Below are 24,374 nucleotides of genomic sequence, written 5' to 3' on the forward strand. Positions count from 1 at the left end.
GAAACATAGATTTTCGTTTCTGTGAAAAGGTAATAAAAAAGAAACTCATTTCTTAACACATAGCTAGCCATAGCTATATTAAATTTGTGAAAATTTGTGAAATTTGTGGCAAAAAAAATCAACACATAGAAATATAGAATTTAAAATGAATAAAAAACAAATCTAGATTTGCACATAGCTATGTGAATTTAAATAAGTGAAACGCCTTTTTTAAGAGTAGAAAATCTATGTTACTATGCGTTAAAATAAAAAGAAATCCCATTCGTCAGCAACAAATGGGATTTCTTTATTTTATATTGAATTTAATAATCTCCTTTTTTCTTAAATCGGGGATCGTATTTTGAGATAAATTCAGTTCTTCTGCTTGGAGGAGGAGTTTTAGGAGTTTCTACTTTTGGTAAACTCGCTTCCTCGGTTTTGCTTGATGGTTCAATTAAAAGATTCAATTCCTTAATCTCATCATCAGTCAAATCGCGATAACGACCCACCGGAATATCAAGCGATATATTGATAATTCGGATACGTTTAAGCGCCGTAACATCATAACCCAAGTATTCTGTCATTCTACGAATCTGACGGTTTAAACCCTGCGTTAAAATGATTTTAAACGTGTATTTACTTATTTGTTCTACTTTACATTTTCGGGTAACCGTATCTAAAATCGGAACACCATTTCCCATTCGTTCTATAAAGCGATCTGTAATAGGTTTGTTAACCGTTACAGTATATTCTTTTTCGTGATTGTTTCTGGCACGCAAAATCTTGTTTACGATATCACCATCATTTGTCATGAAAATTAATCCTTCACTGGCTTTATCCAATCTTCCAATCGGAAAAATACGTTTTGGATAATTAATATAATCCACAATATTATTTCGAACTTCTAGATTAGTAGTACATTCAATTCCAACAGGTTTGTTGAAAGCCAAATACACTAATTTTTCGTGTTTCTCAACAATTAATTTTCCGTCAATACGTACTTCATCATCTGGCGAAACTTTGGTTCCCATTTCTGGTACAACACCATTTATCGTTACACGTCCTTCTTCAATAAGTTTATCGGCTTCACGACGAGAACAATACCCTGTTTCTCCAATAAATTTATTAAGACGTTTTAAATTCTCTTCCATACTGCAAAAGTAGTCAAAATTTAGACTTCTTATAATTTTAGATTTCAGAGTTTAGATTTTAGATTGGTGGACTTCTTAGAATTTTAGATTTTTTGCATTTCTTTGATTAAAAAAGAGGTTTCTTTTTTAATCAAAGAAAAAAAACTTAGAATCTTAGTGCCTTAGCATCTTAGAACCTCAAAAGAAAAACCTTTGTCCCTTTGAAGCTCTGCACCTTTGAACCTTTTTTCAAGAATGAAACTCAGAACTATCTTTAGGAGTTTCTTTTCTGTCAAACATTCCGTAATCACGAACTACGGTTGCAATTCTTAAATGATAATCTTTAAAAACCTCATTTCTTCCTTTTGATTGTGCGTGGCGATGCATCTCGAGATTTCTCCATTGCTGAATACTTTCTTCATCTCTCCAAAAAGACAAAGACAAAACTTTTTCAGGATTACTAAAACTTTGAAATCTTTCGATAGATATAAAACCATCTATATTGTCTAATTCCGGTCGTAGACTTGCTGCTATATCAAGATATTCTCCTTTTTTTCCTTCATTGGGAATTACTTCAAAAATTACTGCTATCATTTTTCTGTTTTTAAATTATAATATCGAAATCCAAATACTCTTAGGTAATCTGGCATTGATCATAGATTCGTATGGAATGTTATTTTCTAAAATTGTTATCGTTTTATATTCATCAAATAAAAACCATAAAGTTTCAGTAGCTAATTGAATCGAGAAATATTTTGCGAGGCACATATGACCGCCAATCCCAAAAGTTAAATGCTCATTATTGTTATTTCTTCCAATATCAAAAGTCATGGCATTCTCGAACTTTTCAGAATCACGATTTGCCGAAGCCAGAACAATTAATATTAAATCATTCTTTTTAATAAGGCTTTCGCCGATAGAAAAATCTTCAGTTGCAATTCTTCTTGTATTGTGAATTGGGGGATCAAATCGTAGCGTTTCTATAACTGATTTTTCTATTGTTACTTTATTCGAAAAAGTTTTATTCTGAATAATTTGCAACAACGAATTGCTCAAAATTCCACGACCAGCGTCATAACTCTGAATAAATAATCCGATTAAATTACTCACAGCTATTTTTATAACCTGATCAGATGCCATTTTATGCTTTTGTGCAATACTAAATAATAATGATTCAAAGGTAAAAGTTGATAATTGCTTTTTAATTATGAAAAACAAATCCTCTGAAATTTTATTGATAGCATTTACTTCTTCAATGGTTTTCTTAGGAAGTATTATTCTGACGATCGTTTCGATTTTCTTAGAAATAAAATCAGAATCGTTAGCGTCAAAATCGAAACTTTTCAGAAGAATTAAAATGGGTAGTTTTTTGGATACAGAATTTACCCAATCTATTTTATTTTCGACTAAATCATTTTGAATTAATGTAGCAATAATTGGACGAATTTCAATTGATTTCATTTTAGAAAAAAGTATTGTCGCAATTTCTCGCGCAATTTCATGATCAATTCCATTTGATAATCGGGTCAAGTTTTTCAGAATATCTAAAGAAGTTGTATTCAGTTTTTGAACGTTATCAGGATTTATATCCGGAACATGTGCTTTAGTATTTTTTAGAACTTCAACAGAATATTTATAAGAGTATATTGCCCATATTTTGCTGGTTTCATCCCAATAAACGGGATTTTGGTTCAACATATTTTCATATATTAAATAAGGATCAGAAACATCAGATTGCAAGAATAAAGAAGAGATCATGTTTACTTTTTTTAGCAAAGTTATTTAACTTTACAAAAGGATACTTCATTCTGTACTTAACTATAAAAACCCAAATGGAAGATCAATTTATAAAAGCCGCAACTTTAATTGGAGATCCAACTCGTGCTGCAATTATGTGGACATTGCTCGACGGAAGGGCATTTACAGCCACAGAACTTTCAGTTGCGGTAAATACATCTCCGCAAAATATGAGCATGCATCTCGCTAAACTTCTAGACGCTGATTTGCTAAGTGTGGAAAAACAAGGACGTCATAAATATTACAGATTTTCGAATAAGGAAGTAGCGTATGTTGTTGAAGCAATGGCAAACCTCATCCCGAAACCTGAAATTCAATCCAAAAAAGAAACGGAGAAATATCCTCCAATTAAATATTGCCGAACTTGCTACGATCATTTAGCGGGAAAAATTGGTGTGGCTTTAGCCGATAGTTTATTAAAGCAAAAGATAATAATCGAAAATAAAAATGCTTTTGAAATTAGTTCAGAAGGAGAAAAATGGTTTTCTGATTTTGGGATTAATATAGAAGAAGCCCAAAAGCAAAAACGGATATTTTTAAAACCATGCCTCGATTGGAGTGAAAGAAGAAATCATATTGCAGGTTCTATTGGTTCACTTTTGTTCAATAAAATGATAAACGAAGATTGGTTGAGAAGAACCAAAGATTCAAGAGCTATAATTATTACCGGAAAAGGGGAAAAAGAGTTGTTGAAATATTTTAAGATAGTGGTTTCTTAGAATTTTAGATTTTAGATTTCACGCAATCTTGTCATTTCGACGAAGGAGAAATCTTCGTTGCAAAATCGACAAAGACTGATAATTGCTGCGGAGTTTCTTGCGAAGATTTCTCCTTCGTCGAAATGACAATATTGTGGTTGTTTTTTATAGTTAAAAGAAAAACATCAGAATATTAGCCTTTATAAATAAGGAACAAAACCTTTGTTCCTCTGAACCTCTGCGCCTTTGAACCTTTAAGAAGCAAACAAAAACTCAATAACTTTCTGATACAATTCGTCATCATGCATTCCGTGGCCTAAGCCTTTGGTTTCAATAAACTGACTGTTTTTCCAATTACTTGCAATTTTCTTTCCTTCTTCAAAAGCCACAACATTATCTGATGTATCATGTGCAATTAAACCTGGGATATTAAATTCTGCAGCGAATCTTTGTCCGGAGAAATCTTCCAGTTTAAAGTTGAAACGATTCATGAATTTGCCTTCTAAAAGTGAAAACATTCTGGTATTCAAACTTAACATTGAGACATAATTGTCAATTAAAGTTTTTAATTCTGATGGAGCTCCAAGAATTACCATTTTATTAATGCTGGTATTTGGGAATAAATATTGGTGATAAACACAGGCTATGCCGCCAATAGAATGCCCAATTATAATGTTAGGCTGATATTTCTCGACAGCTTTATTAATGAACTCAGCATAAAGCGGAACATTAAATTCTTTACCGCTGCTTTGTCCGTGAGCCGGTGCATCAATGGCGATAATAGTGCTTCCCGATTTTTGAAGATGTGGTAAAGTCTTTTTCCAACGCGAAGAATTGCTTTCCCATCCGTGAACAAGAAGAATTTTGGTTTCGTTCCCTTTCCAGACATACGTCTGAAAGTGATGTTCGTTATGATGAAACGTTTCTGTTTCAATATTTCTTAGAATTTTTGGTAAACTGTCTTTTTGTAATCTGCCAATTCTCGGCTGGCTAAAAAGGGCATACGAAAGTTCGACAGCTTTTTGCGGACGAACGTAACTCAAGAAGTTAATGTATGATCCAACTGATTTTAATGTAATGAAACGAATTCCTTTTTTAATTCCCAAAACAAGTAGTTTAATGATAAAATATAATTAATTCGAAACTTGATCTAAAAAAGATTCACCACGAATTACACAAATTTAGCACGAATTTTTATTCTTATTAGATAAACAAAATATAAATTAGTGGGAATTAGTGAAATTCGTGGCGAAGAATAATGTGAGCTAAATTAGCTGATAATTTTAAGCAAAAAAAAGTCCCGATTAGATCGGGACTCTTATTTAGAATTTAGAGAACAATTGTTCCATTTTTTCTTTTTCTTCTTCAGCTAATGCGCTGTCAACTAAAATTCTTCCAGAGTGCTCATCAGTAATGATTTTCTTTCTAGAAGCGATCTCTACCTGAGTTTGTGGCGGAATAGTGAAGAATGATCCTGCAGAAGCTCCTCTTTCGATAGATACAACCGCTAAACCATTACGAACACTAGTTCTGATTCTAGTATAAGCAGCTAATAATCTTTCTTCGATCTGAGCAGAAAACTCAGCTGATTTCTCAGACAAGAAGATCTCTTCTTTTTGAGTTTCAGCCATAATAGCATCTAATTCAGATTTTTTATGTTTTAAATGAGTGCTTTTAGCGTCAAGTTTTTCTTTTAAATTAGAAGTAACTTCTTTTTTATGTTCGATAGAAGCTTTCATTTCTTTGATTTGCTTTTCAGCCAATTGAATTTCTAATTCTTGAAATTCAACCTCTTTAGTCAAAGAATTAAATTCTCTGTTATTACGAACTGATTCTTGTTGTTTTGTGTATTTTTTGATAACCTCTTTGTGCTCATCAATAGCATTTTTCTTTGCTTTGATAAGATCTTCAATCACTTCAAGTTCACTTTTCAGTTTCTCTGAACGAGTGCTTAAACCTGCAACTTCATCTTCTAAATCTTCCACTTCTAAAGGAAGTTCTCCTCTTACGTTTCTGATTTCGTCAATTCTAGAGTCAATAAGCTGTAAATCGTATATTGCTCTTAACTTGTCCTCAACACTTAATTCTTTCGTATTCGCCATATTCTATAAGTACTTAACTGGATTTGTATTTTCTTCTGATAAAATGATTGCAAAATTAAGGATTTTTTTTCGAAGATAATCAACAATATAGTTTTTTGTATAGCGTTCGCTCTCAAAATGACCAATATCGGCTAAAAGAAGTCGGTTTTCAGCTTCATAAAACTGATGGTATTTTAAATCGGCAGTCAAAAACGCATCGGCTCCAGCCATAATTGCATTTTTTATGGCAAAACTTCCAGAACCGCCCAAAACGGCTACTTTCTTTATTTTTTTTCCTCGAAAAGCAGAATGACGAATTCCGTCAGCAATCATTTTGTCTTTTACAAAAAGCAGAAACTCTTTTTCGTCTATTTCAGTTTCAAATTCTCCAATCATTCCCAATCCAATATTTTGATGCGAGTTTTGAAGGTCGTAAATTTCATAAGCCACTTCTTCATAAATATGATTGGCAAAAAGTGCTTTTAAGATTTTAGATTGTAAGTGTTTTTCAAAAACAACTTCAATTTTTATTTCAGTTCCCGTATGTAATTTTCCTTTTTCTCCAATTACAGGATTGCTGTCTTCATTTCCTTTAAAGGTAAAAAAGCCTTCGGTATTAAAACTGCAATTGTCATAATTTCCAATGGTTCCGGCCCCAGCTTCAAACATGGCATTGCGAACTTTATCTGAATTATCGGGAGTTGTATAAGTAACTAATTTTTGAATAAAGTTTTGTTTCGGGATCAAAACCTTTGTGTTGGTTAAGCCCAATGCATCACAAAATATTTTATTTACACCTTGTGAATGATTATCAAGTGCGGTGTGAACGGCATAAATGGCAATATCATTTTTAATAGCTTTCAGGATCGCACGCTCAACATAGTTTTTGCCTGTAATTTTTTTAATTCCTGAGAATAAAATCGGGTGGAAGCAAACGACTAAATTGCAGTTTTTAGCAATAGCTTCGTCAATTACATTTTCTAAAGCATCATGACAAACTAAAACTCCGATACTTTCAGTATCAGAATTTCCAACCAAAAGTCCAACATTGTCAAAATCTTCGGCGTAAGCCAAAGGTGCCATTTCTTCGAGAACTTCTATTATATTTTTGATTTTCATTTTTTACTTTTAGTTTCAGGTTTTATTTGTTTCAGGTTTCATGTTGTGGGTAAAACTTGAAACGTGAAACCCGAAACAAATTAACGAAAAAAATTATACTTTCGTAAAATGAATATACTTCGAAAAATACTTTTTCCGTTTGCCATTTTATACGGATTCATTACTTCAATCAGAAATTTTCTTTTTGATAAGGGAATTCTAAAATCTACCTCATTTGATATTCCGGTTATTGCCGTTGGAAATCTTAGTGTTGGCGGAACGGGTAAAACGCCTCAAATAGAATATCTGATTCGTCTATTATCTGATCAATATAAAATAGCAACTTTAAGTCGAGGTTATAAACGTAAGTCTGAAGGTTTTGTGCTGGCAGATTCAAATTCAAATGCTGAGATTTTGGGTGATGAACCTTTTCAGTTTTATCAAAAATTCCCAAATATTCAGGTGGCAGTTGATGCCAATCGAACAAACGGAATTACACAATTACTCTCTCAAAAAGAAAAACCTCAAGTAATTTTGTTAGATGATGCTTATCAACATCGAAAAGTAAAAGCTGGTTTTTATATTTTATTGACTGCTTATGATGATTTATATGCCGATGATTTTATGTTGCCAACCGGAAACTTGCGTGAAAGCAGAAGCGGAGCAAATCGTGCTAATATCGTTGTGGTGACAAAATGCCCAAAAGATTTGTCGGCTCAAAAACAAGAAGAAATTAGATTGAAGTTGAAGTTAAGTTCTGCGCAACAATCTTTTTTTAGCTACATAGATTATGATGATGCAATTTATAGTAGAGATGAACAAATTGCTGTGAATGAAATTAAAAATGAATCGAAATTACTTTTGGCAGGAATTGCAAAACCAACACCATTTTTTGATTATTTAAAAAATGAAAAAGATGAATGTTTAACTTTTCCGGATCATCATCATTTTTTAGATTCAGATTTAGATATGATTCAGAATAAAGCGCAAAACAAAAAGATTGTTACAACAGAGAAAGATTATGTTCGTTTAAAAGATTCTAAACTGGTTTCGCAACTCTATTATTTACCAATAAAAAGCACCTTCATCAATAATAAACAAAACTTTAACAAAACGGTTCTGCAATATGTCAAAAAATCTTAGAGACTTAGGACCTTAGCGATTCAGAAGCTTAAAAAAAAACTAATCAAAAAACTTAGCAATAATGCTGTAAAATTCATCCGGAACAAATGGTTTTGTAATAACATCATTCATTCCGAAAGATAAAAGCATGTCTCTGTTTTCGTCAAGCGAAATTGCTGTTAAAGCAATAATTGGAGTCGTTTTGTCAAATTCTCTGATTTGTTGCGTGGCCGTTGTTCCGTTAATTCCTGGTAAGTGAACATCCATTAAAATCATATCAAAGCGTTTGACTTTTAAAAGCTCGACAGCATCTTCGCCATTATCGAGAATTTCACAACTAATGGCTTTGTTTTCAAGCATTTTCCGGGTAATCATTTGATTGATTTTGTTGTCTTCAATCAATAAAATAGATTTGTGTTTCAATTGCTTATCATTATAAGGTTTTGCTTCTTCGACGATTTCTAGTGGTTCGTTGTTGATCTTGAAATTTAGTTTAAAGGTAAAAGTAGATCCTTTGCCAACTTCACTTTTTAGTTTTATCTCACCGCCCAAAAGTTCAATAAGTTTTTTTACAATGGTAAGACCTAATCCGGTTCCGCCATATTTTCTGTTAACTTCTATTGATCCTTGCGAGAAGCTTTCAAAAACAGTTTGTAGTTTATCTTCAGGAATTCCGATTCCGGTGTCTACTATTTCAAAATATACGGTGGCGGTTTCTTCCTCTTGAGCATACAATTTTGCAATTACGTTTACGTTTCCGTTTTGCGTAAATTTTAAAGCATTGTTTATTAAGTTCAATATGATTTGAGATAACTTGGTTGGATCGCCTATTAAATTATCCGGGATTGCCTCATCTATTTCGAGATTGAAATAATTTTTATTGGCTGTAGCTAATTCTTTCAGAGAACTCTGAATGTTGAATAATAACTCTTTTAGATTGAAACTAATGTTTTCTATTTCGACTTTAGTCGAATCAATTTTATTGATTTCAAGAATTTCATTGATAAAGGTGGTCAGGTAATTTCCTGAAAATTTTAAAGACTCTAGATACTTAAGTTGTCTTTTTTTAGGATTGTCTTCAAGCAGTAAATGTGTGATTCCGTTAATTGCATTCAAAGGTGTCCGGAGTTCGTGACTTACAGTTGAAAGGAATTCAGATCTGGCTTTTGATGCTTTTTCGGCTTTGTTTTTTGCCAGAATTAGTTCTTTGTTTTTTTCTCGTAAGAGTAAATTATTCTGATTCCGAATAATGTTGTTTTTGTATAAAGCTAAACTTAAAAGAGATAAAATCGAAATAAGAGCAATCGCCAAAATACTCACCAGTTTTGAATATCGATACGTTTTTAGTTGGATTTTTTCTTCGCTTTCGCGTTTAATATTATTGTTTACAGATTCATTTTTTTTGAATTTTTCAAATTCATTAAAATCAACCTTTGCATTTTTGAGTTTTAAAAGATAATTCTCTATCTGATAGTGTTCATCGAGATAAGAATAAGCCAGGTCATAATTTTTGTGTTGTTTGTAATAGTGGCTGATACCTAAGATGATTCTGGATTTTTGAGACAGATTATTGGTTTTTGCATTATAATCTAAAGCGTTGTTAAAATAAATTAACGCCGAATCGTTTCGTTTTAAGTGTGTTTCAATTATTCCAAGTTGATAATAGGCATCTGTTTTTGTTTTTAAAAGAGATGGATTATCTGGTTTTTTAATTATTTTTTGAAAAGACTGAGCTGCTAAAGGTAAATTTTTACTTGTTTTTAGCGCCATTGCTTTCTGATAATTCAAAACCTCAGAGTGATCTGCAAGATTGAGTTGTTTTAAAAGATCTTCAGATTTTTTGTAATAGACGGCGGCAGCATCATAATTGCCTTTTGCGGTATTGGTTATGCCAATGTAATGTAGTGCTAATACTTTGGTACAGGTTGGTCTTACATTGTCAAAGAAAGAAACACTTTTGTGGAAATTTTTTAATGCTTCGTCGTAATTTTTTTGCTGGTAATAGATTTTGCCAAGTTTGAAAGTCTGGTTGGCTAAGTTTTCTGTCTTATGATTGCTTTCGCAAAAATCAATAGACTTTTGAGTATAGAAAATAGCTTGGGTATAATCTTTTTTTGTAAGATTCTTGTTTGCTAGTTTGTTATAATAGGAGACACTATCTGTATTCTGTTTGGTTTGAGAATACAAAAACGAAGTAAAACAAACAAGAATAAAAAGATGGTATTTCATATGTATGGCAATGCTTTTACAATGAATTTTATGTTTTCCCTAATAGTAAAATCAAATCTATTAATCTTGATGAATATCCAATTTCGTTATCGTACCAGCCTACAACTTTTACCATTTTGTCAATAACAGATGTTAGTTGGGCGTCAAACAAACACGAATGTGTGTTGCCAATTACATCAACCGAAACGATTGGATCTTCTGTATAATCTAGTATTCCTTTTAAATTTGTTTTTGATGCTTTTTCAAATGCGTTATTAATTTCTTCAATAGTAACAGCGCGTTTTACATTAAATGTTATGTCCGTTAATGAACCATCCGGAACAGGAACGCGAATTCCGCAACCGCCAATTTTATGATGCAATTTAGGAAAAATTTTTGTTAAAGCCTTAGCTGCACCTGTAGTTGTTGGAACAATTGACTGGCTTGCACCTCTTGCACGTCGTAAGTCCTTATGTGGTTGGTCATGAAGACTTTGGTCAGTTGTGTAAGAATGTATTGTTGTGATGTAAGCTTGCTCAATTCCGCATAATTCATCGATGATTTTAATCATCGGAGCGGCATTATTTGTTGTACAGCTTGCATTCGAAACAATATTTTCGGTTCCGTCCAGTATATTTTCATTTACACCAAGAACTACTGTTTTTATAGTATCAACTTCTGAAGGAGCTGAAAGAATTACTTTTTTTGCTCCAGCTTCAAGATGCGCATTTAGTTCTTCATGTGTTTTGTATTTTCCGGTAGACTCAATTACAAAATCAATATCATGACTTTTCCAGTCTAAATTTGAAATACTCTTTTCATGAAAAAATATAAAATGCTTTCCATCGACAATAATACTTTCTTCGTCATGACTGACTTTGAAAGGCAAAACACCGTGAATACTGTCGTATTTTATCAAATGCGACATAGTCTTGTTATCAGCAATATCGTTGATTGCAACGACTTCGATTTGAGGATGGTTTAAAAGAAGACGAAATAAATTTCTGCCAATTCTTCCAAAACCGTTTATAGCAATTCTAGTTTTCAATATTTAATGTTTATCTGTTTAATCGCTTAACTGTTTATTAGTTTTATATCTTGACGATTAAACGAATAAACACTTAAACAAATAACCTTTTTTTATAAAATATGTTTTTGTGCTTTGTATGAAGAACGTACCAACGGCCCGCTTTCAACATGGCGGAAACCTAATTCAAGACCAAATTTTTCGTATTTTGCAAATTGGTCAGGTGTGATAAATTCTTTTACCGGTAAATGTTTTTTACTTGGTTGTAGGTATTGACCAATTGTAACAACATCTACATTTGCATTTCTTAAATCTGTCATAGTCTGAAAAACTTCTTCTTCAGTTTCACCAAGGCCTAACATGATTCCTGATTTGGTTCTGTTGATGCCTTTTTCTTTTAAGTAACGCAAAACTTCTAAGCTACGATCATATTTTGCCTGAATACGCACTTCACGAGTTAAACGACGTACAGTTTCAACATTATGAGAAACTACTTCAGGATTTGCTTCTACAATTCTATCAAGATTTCTTTCCATTCCTTGAAAATCAGGAATTAAAGTTTCAAGAGTAGTATTTGGGTTCATTCTGCGAATCGCTTTAACTGTTTCGATCCAGATAATAGACCCTCCGTCTTTCAAATCATCTCTGTCAACACTTGTAATTACAGCGTGTTTGATGTTCATGATTTTTATAGAACGTGCTACTTTTTCAGGTTCGTCCCAATCTACCGTTTCAGGTCTGCCGGTTTTTACACCGCAGAAACCGCAAGAACGTGTACAAACATTTCCTAAAATCATAAAAGTTGCCGTTCCTTCGCCCCAGCATTCCCCCATATTAGGGCAGCTTCCGGAGGTGCAAATGGTATTTAAGCTGTATTTATCAACTAAACCACGAAGTTCAGTATATTTTTGTCCAATTGGAAGTTTTACTTTTAACCATTTAGGTTTTCCAGTTGGTATATTTTCAATGACTGTTTCCATATATCAAAATTCAAAGTACAAAGATAAGCATTGTAGTTTATTTGGAGATTCGTTTAAGATTTAATTTGGTATTGATCTGATTAAGATTTATAAAAGTCTATTTTGATGATAATTACATGATGATGTTAAATTATTGTTTTTAAATTGTGATGTGGGGTAAAAAAGCTTATTTTTTGTCTGCTAATTGAAATAAGATGAATAATTATGATAAAGGACTGATTTTTACTCGTTTAAAATTTATATCTTTATTTGTTAAAAAAATAACCTTAAATGAAATAAAACGGCATTGATGTTGTACTACATTTGCTGTTAAATTGTAATAATAAAAAATATGAAAAAGAAATTTATTGTATTGGGAGTTTTATTTGCCACTTTTGGTTTCACTAGAATGAATGCGCAAATTAATTTTGGAGAAAAAGCTATAGGAGCCGTTCAAAAAGGAGTTACAGGTTTTACATTTAGCAATGCTGATGCAGCTGCGTTATCTAAAGCAGCAGTTGAGAAAATGGATAAAGAAAATGAGGTTGCCGCAGCAACTGATCCTTATACTTTAAGATTGAACAGGGTCTTTGGGAAATATACTGCTGGTGATGGTTATACTTTAAACTACAAAGTCTACAAATTAAAAGAAGTAAATGCCTTTGCAACAGCAGACGGAAGCGTTCGTGTATATTCTGGTTTAATGGATATCATGGATGATAATGAGTTACTTGCTGTAATTGGTCACGAAATTGGTCACGTTGCAAATCACGATTCACAAGATGCTATCAAAGCAGCTTACAAAAAAGAAGCTTTAATGGATGCAGCAGCTTCACAATCAGCAACGGTTGCAAGTGTTACAGATAGTCAATTAGGGAAAATAGGAAGTGCAATTGTTGACAGTAAATTTAGCCGCAAGCAAGAAGCTGAAGCTGATTTATTCTCTTATAACTTCATGAAAAAGAATGGTTATAATGTAAATGCCGAAGAATCTGCTTTTAGAATTTTAGCTAAAATGAGTGAAGGAACCGAAGCTTCATTTATTGACCAGATGATGAGTTCTCACCCTGATTCAAAACAACGAGCTGAAGATGCTAAAAAACGTGCAGAGAAAGATGGTTTGTATAAACCTTATGTGCAACAGAAAATTGTAAATACGGCACCGGCTAAAAAAGCTACTACCACTAAAAAGACAACAACTAAAAAGAAATAATAATTTCTGTTAGAAAAATAAAAACCGACAAGTTTCAAAACTTTGTCGGTTTTTTTATTTTTAAGATTAACCTAAAACGTGAAAGGCTAATACTTTTTGCACATCATAAACATTTACAGATTTGTTGAATTGTTTTACGATACTTGGTTGCAATTCGCTGGCAACCCAGATTTTTAATTCAGCATCAAGATCAAAAGTTCCTGCAGTTTCTACGCTAAATCTGGTAATGCTTTTGTAAGCAATCGATTTGTATTCGGTTTTGCTACCTGTTATTCCTTGTACATCAACTAGAATTAATCTTTTGTTAGTGAAGATAAAAGTATCACGGATTAGTTTAAAACCCATTTCGATTTCTTCATTGTCAGTTAAAAGTTGTCCGTATTTTTTAAGTAAATCATCTTGACTTACTGAACCAGCATTGCCAAGAATAGCCGAAAATATTCCCATTTTTTAGTTTTTAATTTGATTACAATTTTTTTGTCTTCTTAGGAAGTGTAAAAGTAATTCATTTTGTTAAATCTTCTGACTGACCCTAAATTTAATTAACAAAGGAGTTAAAATTAAAGAAATTAAAAAAGCTGAAATTAACGTAACAAATATGTTGCCGAAGGCTTTTATATTAAAATGAATAAAAAATCTAAGAATTGAGATAATTATTGTGCAGATAATAATTGTAATCCAGTATTTTTTATAATTAAAAGGTTTTTGGATTTTGCTTTTTGGTAGCTTTAATAATGCGATTACAATTACTATTCCGCCTATTAAAGTGCTTAAATGTTGTGCTATTTTCCAAATCGGAATTTCATTTCCAAAAACGATGAAGTTGTTTTTTAATAAAGGAATTTGATCTACAAAATAACCATGATTGTGTGTAAAACCGTCCCAAAGTAGGTGAGAAGCGATGCCTATGATTATCGAAATTAGAATAATAATCCAATTTTGTTTAAAATGAGTGTTCCAATCAAATGAAGTATAATCAATTACTCGTTGTTTTATAAAATCAGGTAAATTATAAAATAATGCATCACAAATAAAATTATGAAAAATAAAAGATAGTAAGATGGCTAATGGCAAATCAAACCAGAATATTCCGTAAAATGTATGGCTATAATTGCTTTGAACTTTCATTCGAATGAAATATTCAAAATCTGGAGTTATACTTCCAATTACTAAACCTGTTAGCGAAAGCCATTTTGAAGGTAAATATCTGAGAGGTAAAACTATTGCTGGATGAGAAAAAGTAAAAGGCATTAAGTTTAAATAAGATTGAGGTTCTGCGTGAGGTTAAAATTAGTATTATTAAATTGACTAGAAAACTTAATTTTTCTTAATCTCTTAATGGTAAAAACAAAAGCAAAAAAAAGCAGAACCTAAGTTCTGCTTTTCTCTATTTATTATTCTAGTTCTGTTTTTATTGTTATTGGGAGATTGTAGGCAGTTCTCACCGCTTTTCCGTTTAGCATTCCCGGACTCCATTTTGTTTTTAATGATTTTAATACTCTGATCGCTTCTTTACCCATTCCGTAACCTGGATCTCTTTTTACTTCGATGTCAGTCATTGAACCATCTCTTTCGATCACAAAAGAAACATATACTTTTAATGTTTTTTCTGCATCTAATTCCGGTCTGTTGAAATTATTTCCCACGAAAGTGTAAAACTTATTGATTCCCCCAGGAAATTCTGGTAATTTGTCTAATGCAGCTGCTATTACAGGAATCTCTGGATTCACTGATGGTGTTACTATCGTTTCTGGACCGTTACCACCAGGTAATGCATTATTACTAGGAGTTCCGTTTCCTGGCGTAGCATTGTCAATAGCAGGGCTATTTTGTTTATTAGTTGCAATTTCCGGTGCAGCCTCAGGAGTTGCAGCAACCACAGGATGTGTTAACTGAACTACTTCAGGAGCTGGTGCAGTTTGTTGTGGAGGCGCAATTGGTTTTGGCGGTTCTACTACGTTCGGGTGAATGTCAACTTTTGTTGGATGTATTGGAATATCAGGAGCGGTTGGTGTCTCTATGACAGTGCCGCCTCTAAACTTATTAATCAACATCGACGCAGTTCCCAGACTTGCTAATAATAACAGTCCTGCAAATAGTGCTGTAATTGTAGTTTTAGAATTTTCCTGACGTAATTGATACGCGCCGTACTCTTTGTTTTTGTTTTCGAAAACAAGGTCGGTCCAAGTGGTTTCGTAGATGTTTGATTTAGACATGATTTTTGGATTTTAAGGTTAAGTAACTTTAAATCATAAGCGATAAGGTTTTTGGTTTTAGCTAACAACGTAGGTGTTGTTATTTTAGTATGTGAATAATTTATTTTTTTAAGAATAAATACATAGATATGTTATTCTTTTCTTAAAGATAATAAATTATCTATTACGTTCAATGATTTCTGCTAATAATTTTTTTGCACGAAGTAATTTCACTTTTACGTTGCTCAGAGGCTCGTCAATCTTTACGGCAATTTCCTGATAAGTCATTTCCTGAAAGTAACGTAACTGAATTACTTCCTGATAGTGGGGTTTTAATTCTTTGATGCAAAGAAGCAATCGGGAGAGGTTTTGCTCTTTAATTAAAGCATCTTCAGCAGATGGAGTAGTGTCAGCAATATTATAAGCCTGCTGATCTTCGGCGTCAGTGATTTCTATAAAAAGATTAGTTTTCTTTTTTCGAAGTAAATCAATGTAAACGTTTTTTGCAATGGCAATTAACCAGGTATTGAATTGAAATTCAGAATTGTATGTGGCTATTTTGTCAAAAGCTTTTGAGAAAGTCTCAATGGTAATATCTTCGGCAGTAGTTTCGTTTTCGGTACGTTTTAGCATAAAGCCGTACACCTCATTCCAGTAATAATCTAATAAAAAAGTAAAGGCAATTTGGTCACCTTTTTTTGCTTTTTCTATTTTAGAATTTATTTCCAATGTACAGGTTTTGAAAAGAGATTAGTTATAAAGATATTAATTTGCGTGAATATAAGCATGATTTCTACAACTGGAAACCAAACTTTAATATCTTTTTCTTTTAATTTTCCAGCAGAAAATCCAATTACTGTCCAGGCAACGGTGTAACGTGTTGCCAAAATAGCCAATACAGCAATCCATTGAAACTGGAATGCCAATAAAAGGATAACTAATAAAAAGAATAATAATTGTGTACTAAAGAATAGACCCAATTGCATTTTGTCAAAAAACTTATAGTGTTCTGCAGTAGAAACATGTCTTCTTTTTTGAGTAAACCATTCTTTATAAGTTTCTTTTGGTTTTGAATAGGTGAAACTTTCAGGCGTGTAAGAAATTGCAGTATTTGCTTTATGTGCAGCCTGATTGATAAACAAATCGTCATCGCCGGAACGAACCTGAATATGATCGATGAAACCATTAACATTAAAGAATTCTTCTTTTTTGTAAGCCAGATTTCGTCCAACTCCCATGTATGGAAGCCCAATCTTTGCCCATGAAAAATATTGTACAGCCGTTAAAACAGTTTCAAAACGGATAACTTTATTTAATAATGAACGTTCTACTTTTTCGTAACCACCATAACCCAGAACAATAGTTTTGTTCATTGTAAAGTGCGAAGTCATAGCTGTGATCCAGTCTTTTGAAGTTGGATAACAATCGGCATCTGTAAATAATAGGTAATCTTTTTTAGAAGCTTTGATGCCTAATGTCAGCGCATATTTTTTGTTTCCCCAAAAGGCTTCATTATTTTGTACTTTAACCAAACGAATGTTTGGGTATTGTTTTTCAAATTCTTCAAAAACTTCTAATGTTTCGTCGCTTGAAGCATCGTCTATTAAAACAATTTCAAAATCAGGGTAATCTTGTTCTGCTAATAACGGAATAAACTTTTTAACATTTTCTTCTTCATTTTTAGCACAGACAATTACTGAAACAGGGAGTTTTTTTGATGTAATCTCTTGTGGTTTAGCAAAGGCAAATTTTCCAAAAATTCCTAAGTAGTAGAAAATTTGAATAACAACAATAGCAATAAAGAAGTAAAATAAAGTTATAAGCATCTGATTTTAATGTCTTTTAATTTCTGAATCTTGCGCGTGCAAATGTACTTATGAATTCCTAGATTTCAATGGCTAAAGCCGATTTACTTTCGGCATTTCAACATTTCTTTCGCAACAGCAATAGCCTGAGGGTTTTCGCTTTTTTCTAATTCTGAAATTATGTTTTTATAATTGTGATCGTCTCTGTTTTGGGATAGTTTTTTGGTGGCCTGAATCTCGTCAATTTCAATTTCAAAACCAAAGATTCCTCTGGCTTCGCGCATTGTCTTTGCTGATAAATTCTCGACACGAATTGGATTTACAGAATTAGCTTCGTATTTATCGACCAACTTTTTAAGTTGCTCTATAGTGGCAGCTTCGTCAACAATCTTAATTCGTCCGTAAACATGTACGGCTATATAATTCCATGTTGGTACATTTTCATGATCATACCAAGAGGGAGAAATGTAACTATGCGGACCTGTAAAAACTGCTAAAACCTGATCGTTTTCAGCAAAACCTTCTGCTTGCGGATTAAGTTTAGAAAGATGCCCTTGCAGAATTTCTTTCCCGTCAGCATTCAATTCAAGTTCTATCGGAATGTGGGTTGCGCACAATTTTCCGTGAGTTTGATTGATCAGAATTCCAAAACTATTTTCTTTCAAAAAAGTTCTGATAGATTCCGGATCTTCGTCTTTGAATATGTCAGGTGTATACATTATTTATATTTTATTCAATTGTCAGACTGAGCGAAGTCGAAATGCTTTAAAATCGGAAAACGACTTCGACTTCGTTCAGTCTGACAATATTATTAATTAATAATAATTCGTGAATTCTTGGCAAAAAAAATCTAAATCACATTAACTTCTGCTTCAATATGAATCCCGAAAGTTTCAAAAACTGTTTTCTGAACATCTTTCGAAACTGCTAAAATTTCTTGTCCGGTTGCGTTTCCATAATTTACCAAAACCAAAGCTTGATTTTTATGAACCCCTGCATCACCAAAACGTTTTCCTTTAAAACCAGCTTGTTCAATTAACCAGCCAGCCGGAACTTTTACTTCGGTTTCAGAAACTTCATAATATTTCATTTCTGGAAATTTCTGGTGGATTTTTTCGAAATCAGATTTCAATAGAATCGGATTTTTAAAGAAACTTCCGCTGTTTCCCAGTTCTTTTGGATCTGGTAATTTACTTTGTCTAATGGCAATTACAGCATTACTCACATCTTTTAAAGTTGGATTTGTAATGTTGTTTTTAGCTAATTCAGCAGTAATATCTCCGTAAGAAGTATTGATTTTATGATTACGTTTGGTCAATTTATAAATTACAGATGTAATAATATATTGATCTTTAACTTCATTTTTAAAGATGCTTTCTCTATAACCAAAATTACATTCGGCATTCGTGAAAGTTTTTGTTTCCTGAGATTCAATATTTATCGCTTCGCAAGAAATAAAGGTGTCTTTTATTTCTGTTCCGTAGGCACCAATATTCTGAACTGGAGTTGTACCAACATTTCCCGGAATAAGAGACATGTTTTCTAAACCGCCAAAATTATTGTCGATTGTCCACAATACGAAATCATGCCAGGTTTCGCCAGCCTGACTTTCAACCCAAACAGAATCTTCATCTTCTTTGATGATTTTTTTACCTTTTAAATCAATATGAATCACCAAAGCATCAATGTCTTTAGTCAAAAGCATATTGCTTCCGCCCCCTAAAATAAATTTTTTCTCGTTTTTGTGTTCTTGTAAAATGGTTTTTAATTCAGCAACCGAATGTACTGCGATAAATTGTCTGGCGCTGGCTTCGATACCAAAAGTATTGTAGTTTTTTAAAGAAAAATTGGATTGGATTTCCATAAATAAAAGGCTTTTTGAATCCCGAAATTTGGGATAATTCTGAGTTCAAAAGTAAGGATTATAATTTATTTGAGTTAGATTTTGGTAAAATATCGAAATGAAATTTTAATTGCTTTTAGAATACTTTTAATAAGTTTTCTTAATAAAATATTTTCAATTTCGTAATTCAATTTTTACATTCATCTCATAGTATTGACATTTTCTTTTGTATGTTTGATTCCCCTTATTAACCCAACCAAATAAATGAAAGCAGCCTTTAAAACATTATTTCTTTTAATTATAATTTTTCAATTCTTAAGTTGTAATAAACCCAAAACGGAAACCGCAATAAGCAGCACTATAAGTAAAGACTCAAATGAGGATTCTAAACTTGCCGTTAATGCTCCTGTAGAAAATGATTTTTCTTTTCCGGTCGACAGTACTTTGCCCGTTAAAATTCTTCGATTGGAAACATTTCATTATGATGAAGTGGAGGAGAATTATGATAAGAAAGTTTGGTTTGGCCTTTTTAAAAACAATAATGATTATTCGCTTTCTGAAACTAAAGTGTCTTTCAAACGTGTTAATGATCCTATAATTGATGAAAATGAAGAAGACAAAACAGGTTGGGAGGTTAGCGCTTCTGTAAAAGATTCCTGTGTGATTTTAATTGAAAAACTGCCTTATTTTGTTGATGGAAATATATCAAGCGTCAAAATACCGGAGAGTATTTATCCTGAAGAAAGTTTTAAATTTAATTTCAAAGGCATTGAATACACTTTATATGCAACAGGGAAAAAGAAAAAAGAAGAACCGGATTCCGATTGGATTGTAGTTTCGAATTATAAATTATACTTAACAGCTGTTATTGACGGAAAGAAAATGACGGAGCTTTTGGTTGCAAAGAAAAATTTTGACGATCAAATGATCAAAATAATTTTTGGCGGAGATCTTGATGATGATAATAAATTAGATTTGATTATTGATACTGCCAGTCATTATAATGTTACGAGTCCAACGCTGTATTTGTCTAAACCAGGTGAAAAAAGAAAAGTAATTAAGCCTATTGGAGTTTTTACCGCAGTAGGCTGTTAATTAATTATGATGCCAAAAGTATTGTAAACTTTATTTTATAGCTTCAATAAATCGTTGCATTTCTTTCATTGTGCCAATTGTAATTCGGGTCCATTTTCCGTTTTCTTCATAGATTCTTGTTCCTTGAATATTATGATTTTCTAATTGTTTGAAATAATCTTTTTTATAATTTTCTAAAGAGAAGTAAATAAAATTGGAATACGACGGAATACAAGCGAGGTTTAATTGAGTAAGTTGATCTATTGTATATTTTTTTACTTCCTGATTGGAAGCATAAACTTGTTGAATGAATTTATTATCATTTAAAGAAGCGATTGCAGCCGCAGTCGATACAACGCTAACAGACATATTTGGAGTTGACTTCAATGTGTTAAGTTCGTCGATTGTTGATGAATGTGCAATTCCGTAACCAATACGCCCACCAGCTAAACCATACATTTTTGAAAATGTTTTGGTAATAATCAGGTTTTTATTCTCAAGAACCAGATCGCTTAAGGATTGTTCTTTTGTAAAATCGATATAAGCTTCATCAACAAATACAATGGCTTTTTGTGATGCTTCTTTTACAAAAGATACGAGTTCATCGCGATTGCATATTGTTCCGGTTGGGTTATTAGGATTACAGATGTAAATCATTTTGGTATCTGAATCGATAGCTTTCAACATGGCTGCTAAATCATGTTTTTTGTCTTTGGTTAATGGAACGGTGATTTTTTTAAGTCCTAATTTTTCATAAGGAGCTGTCCAGTAATTGAATGTGTTTTCGGCCATAATGAAATTGCCTTTTTTTAATGCAGTGTACTGAAGTACTAAATCCAAAATCTCAGTTGAACCCGCACCTAGTATAATATTGTTGTCTGAAACATTATTCTTTTTAGCAAGGAGGGTGATTAATTCAGGCCAAAGATCCCAACCGTATCGATTAGTGCTATTAATCATTTTTGTCATTGCAGCACGTGCTAACGGAGATGGACCGTAAGGGTTTTCGTTTGATCTAAGTAATACAGGTGAGTTGTCTAAATCCGGTAAAATATGTTCTTCAAGAGGATTTGCAAATGCTTCAAATTGACAAAATCCTAATCCTATTGTGCCTAAACCTATTTGTTTTAACCAATTTCTTCTGTTACTCATCTCTTTTAGATTAAATTAAACAATTCTGTTTAATACTATGTCGTTGAGATGTAAGAAAAGTTACGAATTGAATAGAATATGTTTTTTACCGCAAAAACACAAAGTTTGCGCAAAGCTCGCTAAGATTTGTGTTCATTGTGTATTTCGATAGCTATCGAGATGAAGGATTTTGCAGTTAATTATTTCGAAAGCAACTCATGATATTTATCTGCAATAACCTTCATATTGATATCATAATTCGCATTCTCTTCAACAAATTTTCTGTTTTGCAGTATAGTATTATTTCGGGATTCGGCATTTTCAAAGGACCAGATTAACTCTTCGGCAAGCATTTCGATATGGTCAATTTTAATTAATTGCCCGTTCTCTCGATGTTTGATCCAACTTTGATTTCCGGGAATGTCTGAAACTACCGGATAACAATTGCAAGCCATTGCTTCAAATAACGATGCCGAAACACCTTCGGTAATTGGCATGCTGATATAGATGTTAGATTGTTGTAATAATTTAGGAAGTTCAGTGTTTGGAATTCTTCCTGTAAAAATTACTTTGCTTTCGATTTGTAATTCTCTTGCCAAATCTTTTAGAAATTGTAATCGTGTTCCGTCACCAACAATCGTTAACGAAAAGTCAATTTCTTTTTGATTAAGAATTGCAAAAGCTTTCAAAATAGAATCATGACGATATTCCGGTTGTAAAGAACGGGTTACAATCGCTTCAATTTTGTTTGAATTATTTATCGAAGGAGAAAAAAGTGATAAGTCAATTCCTTTTGGGATAACCAAAACTTTATTCATGTCAACGCCAATTTCTTTCATAGAAATCGTCATAACCGGACCCCAGGCATGAATTAAATCAGCTTTTTTGAAAGCATATTTCTGAATGATTTTCTTAAAAGGAAGTAAAACAGAACCGTCCGGCCATAAATCAGTTCGGCCTTGTTGGGCAATTGCAATTGGATGCATTCCTGAAATCGCAGCAAGAAAACCATAACTTGTAGTTCTTTCTGCAATAATCATATCCGGTTTTTGTTCCCGAATGGTTTTTCGAATAGAAATAGGAGAGAAGATGTATTCTAATATTCGTTTGAAACGATTGAGTTTTGAATTATTTGGAGTTTGAAGTTCCCAAGTACAGATTTCAAAATCACCAAATTCTTTCAAACCTTTCATCCACGTAATAGCATCAGCGCGATAAGATTCTCCCAGAAAAAGTATTTTTCTTTTTTTCATTCGGCAAACATAATTTTTTTTGCCACGAATTTCACGAATTTCCACTAATTTTTATTGTTTGGCTTTGACAAAGTTTTAAACTTTGTCAAAGCTTTTAATTAGTGGAAATTCGTGAAATTCGTGGCAAACTTTTTTAAAATTCGTCAGTATCTAAAGCACGATTGATGAATTCGTTTAGTGGTTTTAAGGCAATTAATTTCTTGCTTATTTTAGCAACGAAGTCTTTCTGAGTTACTTCAGAAATATCATATTTTTGAGTTGCAGTAAAACTTTTCAATTTTAAAAACTCAATTGCAGGATGTTCTTTCTCGTAATCTCTTGGCGGATTTTTAAGCGAATTGGTTTCGTTTACATCTAAACTTCCGAATTCTTTTTTGAAATTTTTATCGGCTAAAATAGCTTCCAGATCATCATGAAAAAAAGCAATTTCTTTACGAACTTTCTTCAAATCTTCTGCTTCAGGCGAATAAAATCCACCGGCAATAAAACTGGCGCCTTTTTCGATATGAACATAATATCCGGCACGGTTTAAGCCTTTCGTTCCGCAAGACATCCAAACGCCAAGATGTGCCTTATAAGGAGATTTGTCTTTAGAAAACCGAATATCACGATTGATTCTGAAAGTACAATTTTTAACTTCCAATAATTCTAAAGATGGATCCAGCGGTTTTATTACATCCAGAAAATCACTCACCAATTGATGGTAATCTTTTTTGAAAACTTCGTATCGTTTTTTATTATCCTGAAACCAATCTCTGTTGTTGTTTCTTTTTAAATCGTCTAAAAATTGCAATGATTCTTTCGTTAGCATATTTGATATATTATTGCAGTTGTTTTTTTAAATCTTCTTCGCTGATGTAACCAATCAATTTTTTTTGTACCGCTTTATTCTCATATAAAACCATAGTAGGAAGCTGGTCGATTTTCATTTGAGTTGCCAGAGTTTTGTTTTTGTCAACATCAATTCTAATGATTACCACTTTATCGGTCATTTCTTTTTGCATTTTCAAAAGATACGGTTCCATTTGTTTGCATGGACCGCACCATTCTGCATAAAAATCAACCAGAACTTTTTTGTCTGATTTTAATAAATCATTAAAATCATTCATTGTCATTCCTACTTGCGCTGTTGACGGATTTGATAAACCTTCTGCATTCCATTTCATGATTCCGCCTTCTAATTCATAAACAGTAGAAAAACCCAATTCGTTTAGTTTTGCAGCCGCTTTTTTACTTCTTCCACCACTTAAGCAATACACAAAAACAGGTTTCGATTTGTCGTAAGTTGCTACTTTATCGGCAAAATCTTCACCGTTCCAGTTTACATTTGCAGCATTATCAATATGTTCTGATTCGAATTCTTCGGGAGTTCGAACATCAAGTATCTGAGGATTTTCGGTTGTTTTAATTTTCTCTGCAAAATCTTTCGGAGCAATTTCCTTAAAGGAATTGTCTTTCTTTTCGTTACAGGAAATTAATACAACAGAAACTATTAGTAGTAATATTTTAGGAAACTTCATAAAGCTGAATTTTAAAAATAGAATTGCTAAAGTAGTGATTTTTCAATTTTTGAATTCATAATAGAAAGTGAAAAAAAAGTGGTTTGCCACGAATTTCTCGAATTAGCGCGAATTTTTCTTTGTTAACTTGGTGTGCTCAAAGGTTGTATGCGCATTTTTGTCATTCCGAGGAACGAGGAATCTCCGTAAGCAGCTCGACAAAGATTGGCGATTTTGCATGAGGAGTTTCTTGCGGAGATTC

24 protein-coding genes are annotated in these 24,374 nt (G+C 32.6%); 4 read left to right on the plus strand and 20 right to left on the minus strand.

What is annotated here, in order from left to right:
• Positions 1-302: 302 nt before the first annotated feature.
• The 3 genes from rluF to LPB88_RS15560 form a co-directional block, all read right to left on the minus strand.
• The gene (rluF, locus tag LPB88_RS15550) at positions 303-1,130 is read right to left on the minus strand and encodes a 23S rRNA pseudouridine(2604) synthase RluF (RefSeq protein ID WP_230716575.1); all 828 of its coding nucleotides are present in this window, start codon (positions 1,128-1,130) and stop codon (positions 303-305) included.
• 228 nt (positions 1,131-1,358) lie between these two features.
• The gene (locus tag LPB88_RS15555; RefSeq protein ID WP_230716576.1) at positions 1,359-1,703 is read right to left on the minus strand and encodes an antibiotic biosynthesis monooxygenase; all 345 of its coding nucleotides are present in this window, start codon (positions 1,701-1,703) and stop codon (positions 1,359-1,361) included.
• Positions 1,704-1,718: 15 nt separating this feature from the next.
• The gene (locus LPB88_RS15560) at positions 1,719-2,867 is read right to left on the minus strand and encodes a cytochrome P450 (RefSeq protein WP_230716577.1); all 1,149 of its coding nucleotides are present in this window, start codon (positions 2,865-2,867) and stop codon (positions 1,719-1,721) included.
• A gap of 74 nt (positions 2,868-2,941) precedes the next feature.
• Here LPB88_RS15560 and LPB88_RS15565 point away from each other — a divergent pair, with 74 nt between their 5' ends.
• Positions 2,942-3,625: a helix-turn-helix transcriptional regulator gene (locus tag LPB88_RS15565; protein ID WP_230716578.1), complete on the plus strand. Its 684-nt coding sequence runs from the start codon at positions 2,942-2,944 to the stop codon at positions 3,623-3,625.
• Between the two features lie 233 nt (positions 3,626-3,858).
• On the opposite strand, the gene LPB88_RS15570 is transcribed toward LPB88_RS15565, so the two are convergent.
• The 3 genes from LPB88_RS15570 to LPB88_RS15580 form a co-directional block, all read right to left on the minus strand.
• On the minus strand, positions 3,859-4,710 hold the full coding sequence (locus LPB88_RS15570) for an alpha/beta fold hydrolase (protein ID WP_230716579.1): 852 nt from the start codon (positions 4,708-4,710) through the stop codon (positions 3,859-3,861).
• 216 nt (positions 4,711-4,926) lie between these two features.
• Positions 4,927-5,706, minus strand: coding sequence for a zinc ribbon domain-containing protein (locus LPB88_RS15575; protein ID WP_089353665.1), 780 nt, complete (start codon positions 5,704-5,706; stop codon positions 4,927-4,929).
• A gap of 3 nt (positions 5,707-5,709) precedes the next feature.
• Entirely contained in the window at positions 5,710-6,804 is a 1,095-nt protein-coding gene (locus LPB88_RS15580; RefSeq protein ID WP_230716580.1) for a Nif3-like dinuclear metal center hexameric protein, read from the minus strand.
• 108 nt (positions 6,805-6,912) lie between these two features.
• Here LPB88_RS15580 and lpxK point away from each other — a divergent pair, with 108 nt between their 5' ends.
• A complete protein-coding gene (gene lpxK, locus LPB88_RS15585; protein ID WP_230716581.1) occupies positions 6,913-7,926 on the plus strand; it encodes a tetraacyldisaccharide 4'-kinase in 1,014 nt (337 codons plus the stop codon).
• Positions 7,927-7,965: 39 nt separating this feature from the next.
• Here lpxK and LPB88_RS15590 read toward each other — a convergent pair whose 3' ends face one another.
• The 3 genes from LPB88_RS15590 to lipA all read right to left on the minus strand — a co-directional run bounded on the left by LPB88_RS15590 (position 7,966) and on the right by lipA (position 12,120).
• Positions 7,966-10,134 (minus strand): ATP-binding protein, encoded by a 2,169-nt coding sequence (locus tag LPB88_RS15590; RefSeq protein ID WP_230716582.1) that lies wholly within the window; start codon positions 10,132-10,134, stop codon positions 7,966-7,968.
• 28 nt (positions 10,135-10,162) lie between these two features.
• Positions 10,163-11,161: a type I glyceraldehyde-3-phosphate dehydrogenase gene (gene gap, locus LPB88_RS15595; protein ID WP_230716583.1), complete on the minus strand. Its 999-nt coding sequence runs from the start codon at positions 11,159-11,161 to the stop codon at positions 10,163-10,165.
• A gap of 92 nt (positions 11,162-11,253) precedes the next feature.
• A complete protein-coding gene (gene lipA, locus LPB88_RS15600) occupies positions 11,254-12,120 on the minus strand; it encodes a lipoyl synthase (RefSeq protein WP_026982829.1) in 867 nt (288 codons plus the stop codon).
• A 331-nt stretch (positions 12,121-12,451) separates the two neighbouring features.
• On the opposite strand from lipA, the gene LPB88_RS15605 reads away from it, so the two are divergent.
• Positions 12,452-13,312 carry a M48 family metalloprotease gene (locus LPB88_RS15605; RefSeq protein WP_230716584.1) on the plus strand — a complete coding sequence of 287 codons (861 nt, stop codon included), beginning with the start codon at positions 12,452-12,454 and terminating at the stop codon, positions 13,310-13,312.
• 66 nt (positions 13,313-13,378) lie between these two features.
• Here LPB88_RS15605 and LPB88_RS15610 read toward each other — a convergent pair whose 3' ends face one another.
• The 7 genes from LPB88_RS15610 to murB all read right to left on the minus strand — a co-directional run bounded on the left by LPB88_RS15610 (position 13,379) and on the right by murB (position 19,176).
• Entirely contained in the window at positions 13,379-13,759 is a 381-nt protein-coding gene (locus LPB88_RS15610) for a PH domain-containing protein (RefSeq protein ID WP_230716585.1), read from the minus strand.
• Between the two features lie 66 nt (positions 13,760-13,825).
• The gene (locus LPB88_RS15615) at positions 13,826-14,563 is read right to left on the minus strand and encodes a DUF4184 family protein (protein WP_230716586.1); all 738 of its coding nucleotides are present in this window, start codon (positions 14,561-14,563) and stop codon (positions 13,826-13,828) included.
• A gap of 143 nt (positions 14,564-14,706) precedes the next feature.
• Positions 14,707-15,528, minus strand: a complete 822-nt coding sequence (locus LPB88_RS15620; protein WP_230716587.1) for an energy transducer TonB — start codon at positions 15,526-15,528, stop codon at positions 14,707-14,709.
• Between the two features lie 156 nt (positions 15,529-15,684).
• Positions 15,685-16,236: an RNA polymerase sigma factor gene (locus LPB88_RS15625; RefSeq protein ID WP_230716588.1), complete on the minus strand. Its 552-nt coding sequence runs from the start codon at positions 16,234-16,236 to the stop codon at positions 15,685-15,687.
• On the minus strand, positions 16,227-17,333 hold the full coding sequence (locus tag LPB88_RS15630; RefSeq protein WP_230716589.1) for a glycosyltransferase: 1,107 nt from the start codon (positions 17,331-17,333) through the stop codon (positions 16,227-16,229). The genes LPB88_RS15625 and LPB88_RS15630 overlap by 10 nt, the downstream gene beginning before the upstream one ends.
• A gap of 83 nt (positions 17,334-17,416) precedes the next feature.
• Positions 17,417-18,031, minus strand: coding sequence for an FMN-binding negative transcriptional regulator (locus LPB88_RS15635; protein ID WP_230716590.1), 615 nt, complete (start codon positions 18,029-18,031; stop codon positions 17,417-17,419).
• Positions 18,032-18,162: 131 nt separating this feature from the next.
• Positions 18,163-19,176 (minus strand): UDP-N-acetylmuramate dehydrogenase, encoded by a 1,014-nt coding sequence (gene murB, locus LPB88_RS15640; RefSeq protein WP_230716591.1) that lies wholly within the window; start codon positions 19,174-19,176, stop codon positions 18,163-18,165.
• 243 nt (positions 19,177-19,419) lie between these two features.
• Between murB and LPB88_RS15645 the strand changes: the two genes are divergently transcribed.
• The gene (locus tag LPB88_RS15645; protein WP_230716592.1) at positions 19,420-20,250 is read left to right on the plus strand and encodes a hypothetical protein; all 831 of its coding nucleotides are present in this window, start codon (positions 19,420-19,422) and stop codon (positions 20,248-20,250) included.
• 30 nt (positions 20,251-20,280) lie between these two features.
• On the opposite strand, the gene hisC is transcribed toward LPB88_RS15645, so the two are convergent.
• From hisC to LPB88_RS15665, 4 genes are all read right to left on the minus strand, one after another.
• Positions 20,281-21,381 carry a histidinol-phosphate transaminase gene (hisC, locus tag LPB88_RS15650; protein WP_230716593.1) on the minus strand — a complete coding sequence of 367 codons (1,101 nt, stop codon included), beginning with the start codon at positions 21,379-21,381 and terminating at the stop codon, positions 20,281-20,283.
• Between the two features lie 179 nt (positions 21,382-21,560).
• Positions 21,561-22,613, minus strand: coding sequence for a glycosyltransferase (locus tag LPB88_RS15655; protein WP_230716594.1), 1,053 nt, complete (start codon positions 22,611-22,613; stop codon positions 21,561-21,563).
• Between the two features lie 133 nt (positions 22,614-22,746).
• Positions 22,747-23,424, minus strand: coding sequence for a DUF2461 domain-containing protein (locus LPB88_RS15660; RefSeq protein WP_230716595.1), 678 nt, complete (start codon positions 23,422-23,424; stop codon positions 22,747-22,749).
• A gap of 10 nt (positions 23,425-23,434) precedes the next feature.
• Positions 23,435-24,133 carry a thioredoxin domain-containing protein gene (locus LPB88_RS15665; protein ID WP_230716596.1) on the minus strand — a complete coding sequence of 233 codons (699 nt, stop codon included), beginning with the start codon at positions 24,131-24,133 and terminating at the stop codon, positions 23,435-23,437.
• Between the last annotated feature and the right edge of the window lie 241 nt (positions 24,134-24,374).

Origin of the sequence: Flavobacterium sp. JAS, from assembly GCF_020991455.1 — a bacterium.
Classification (GTDB): Bacteria; Bacteroidota; Bacteroidia; order Flavobacteriales; family Flavobacteriaceae; genus Flavobacterium.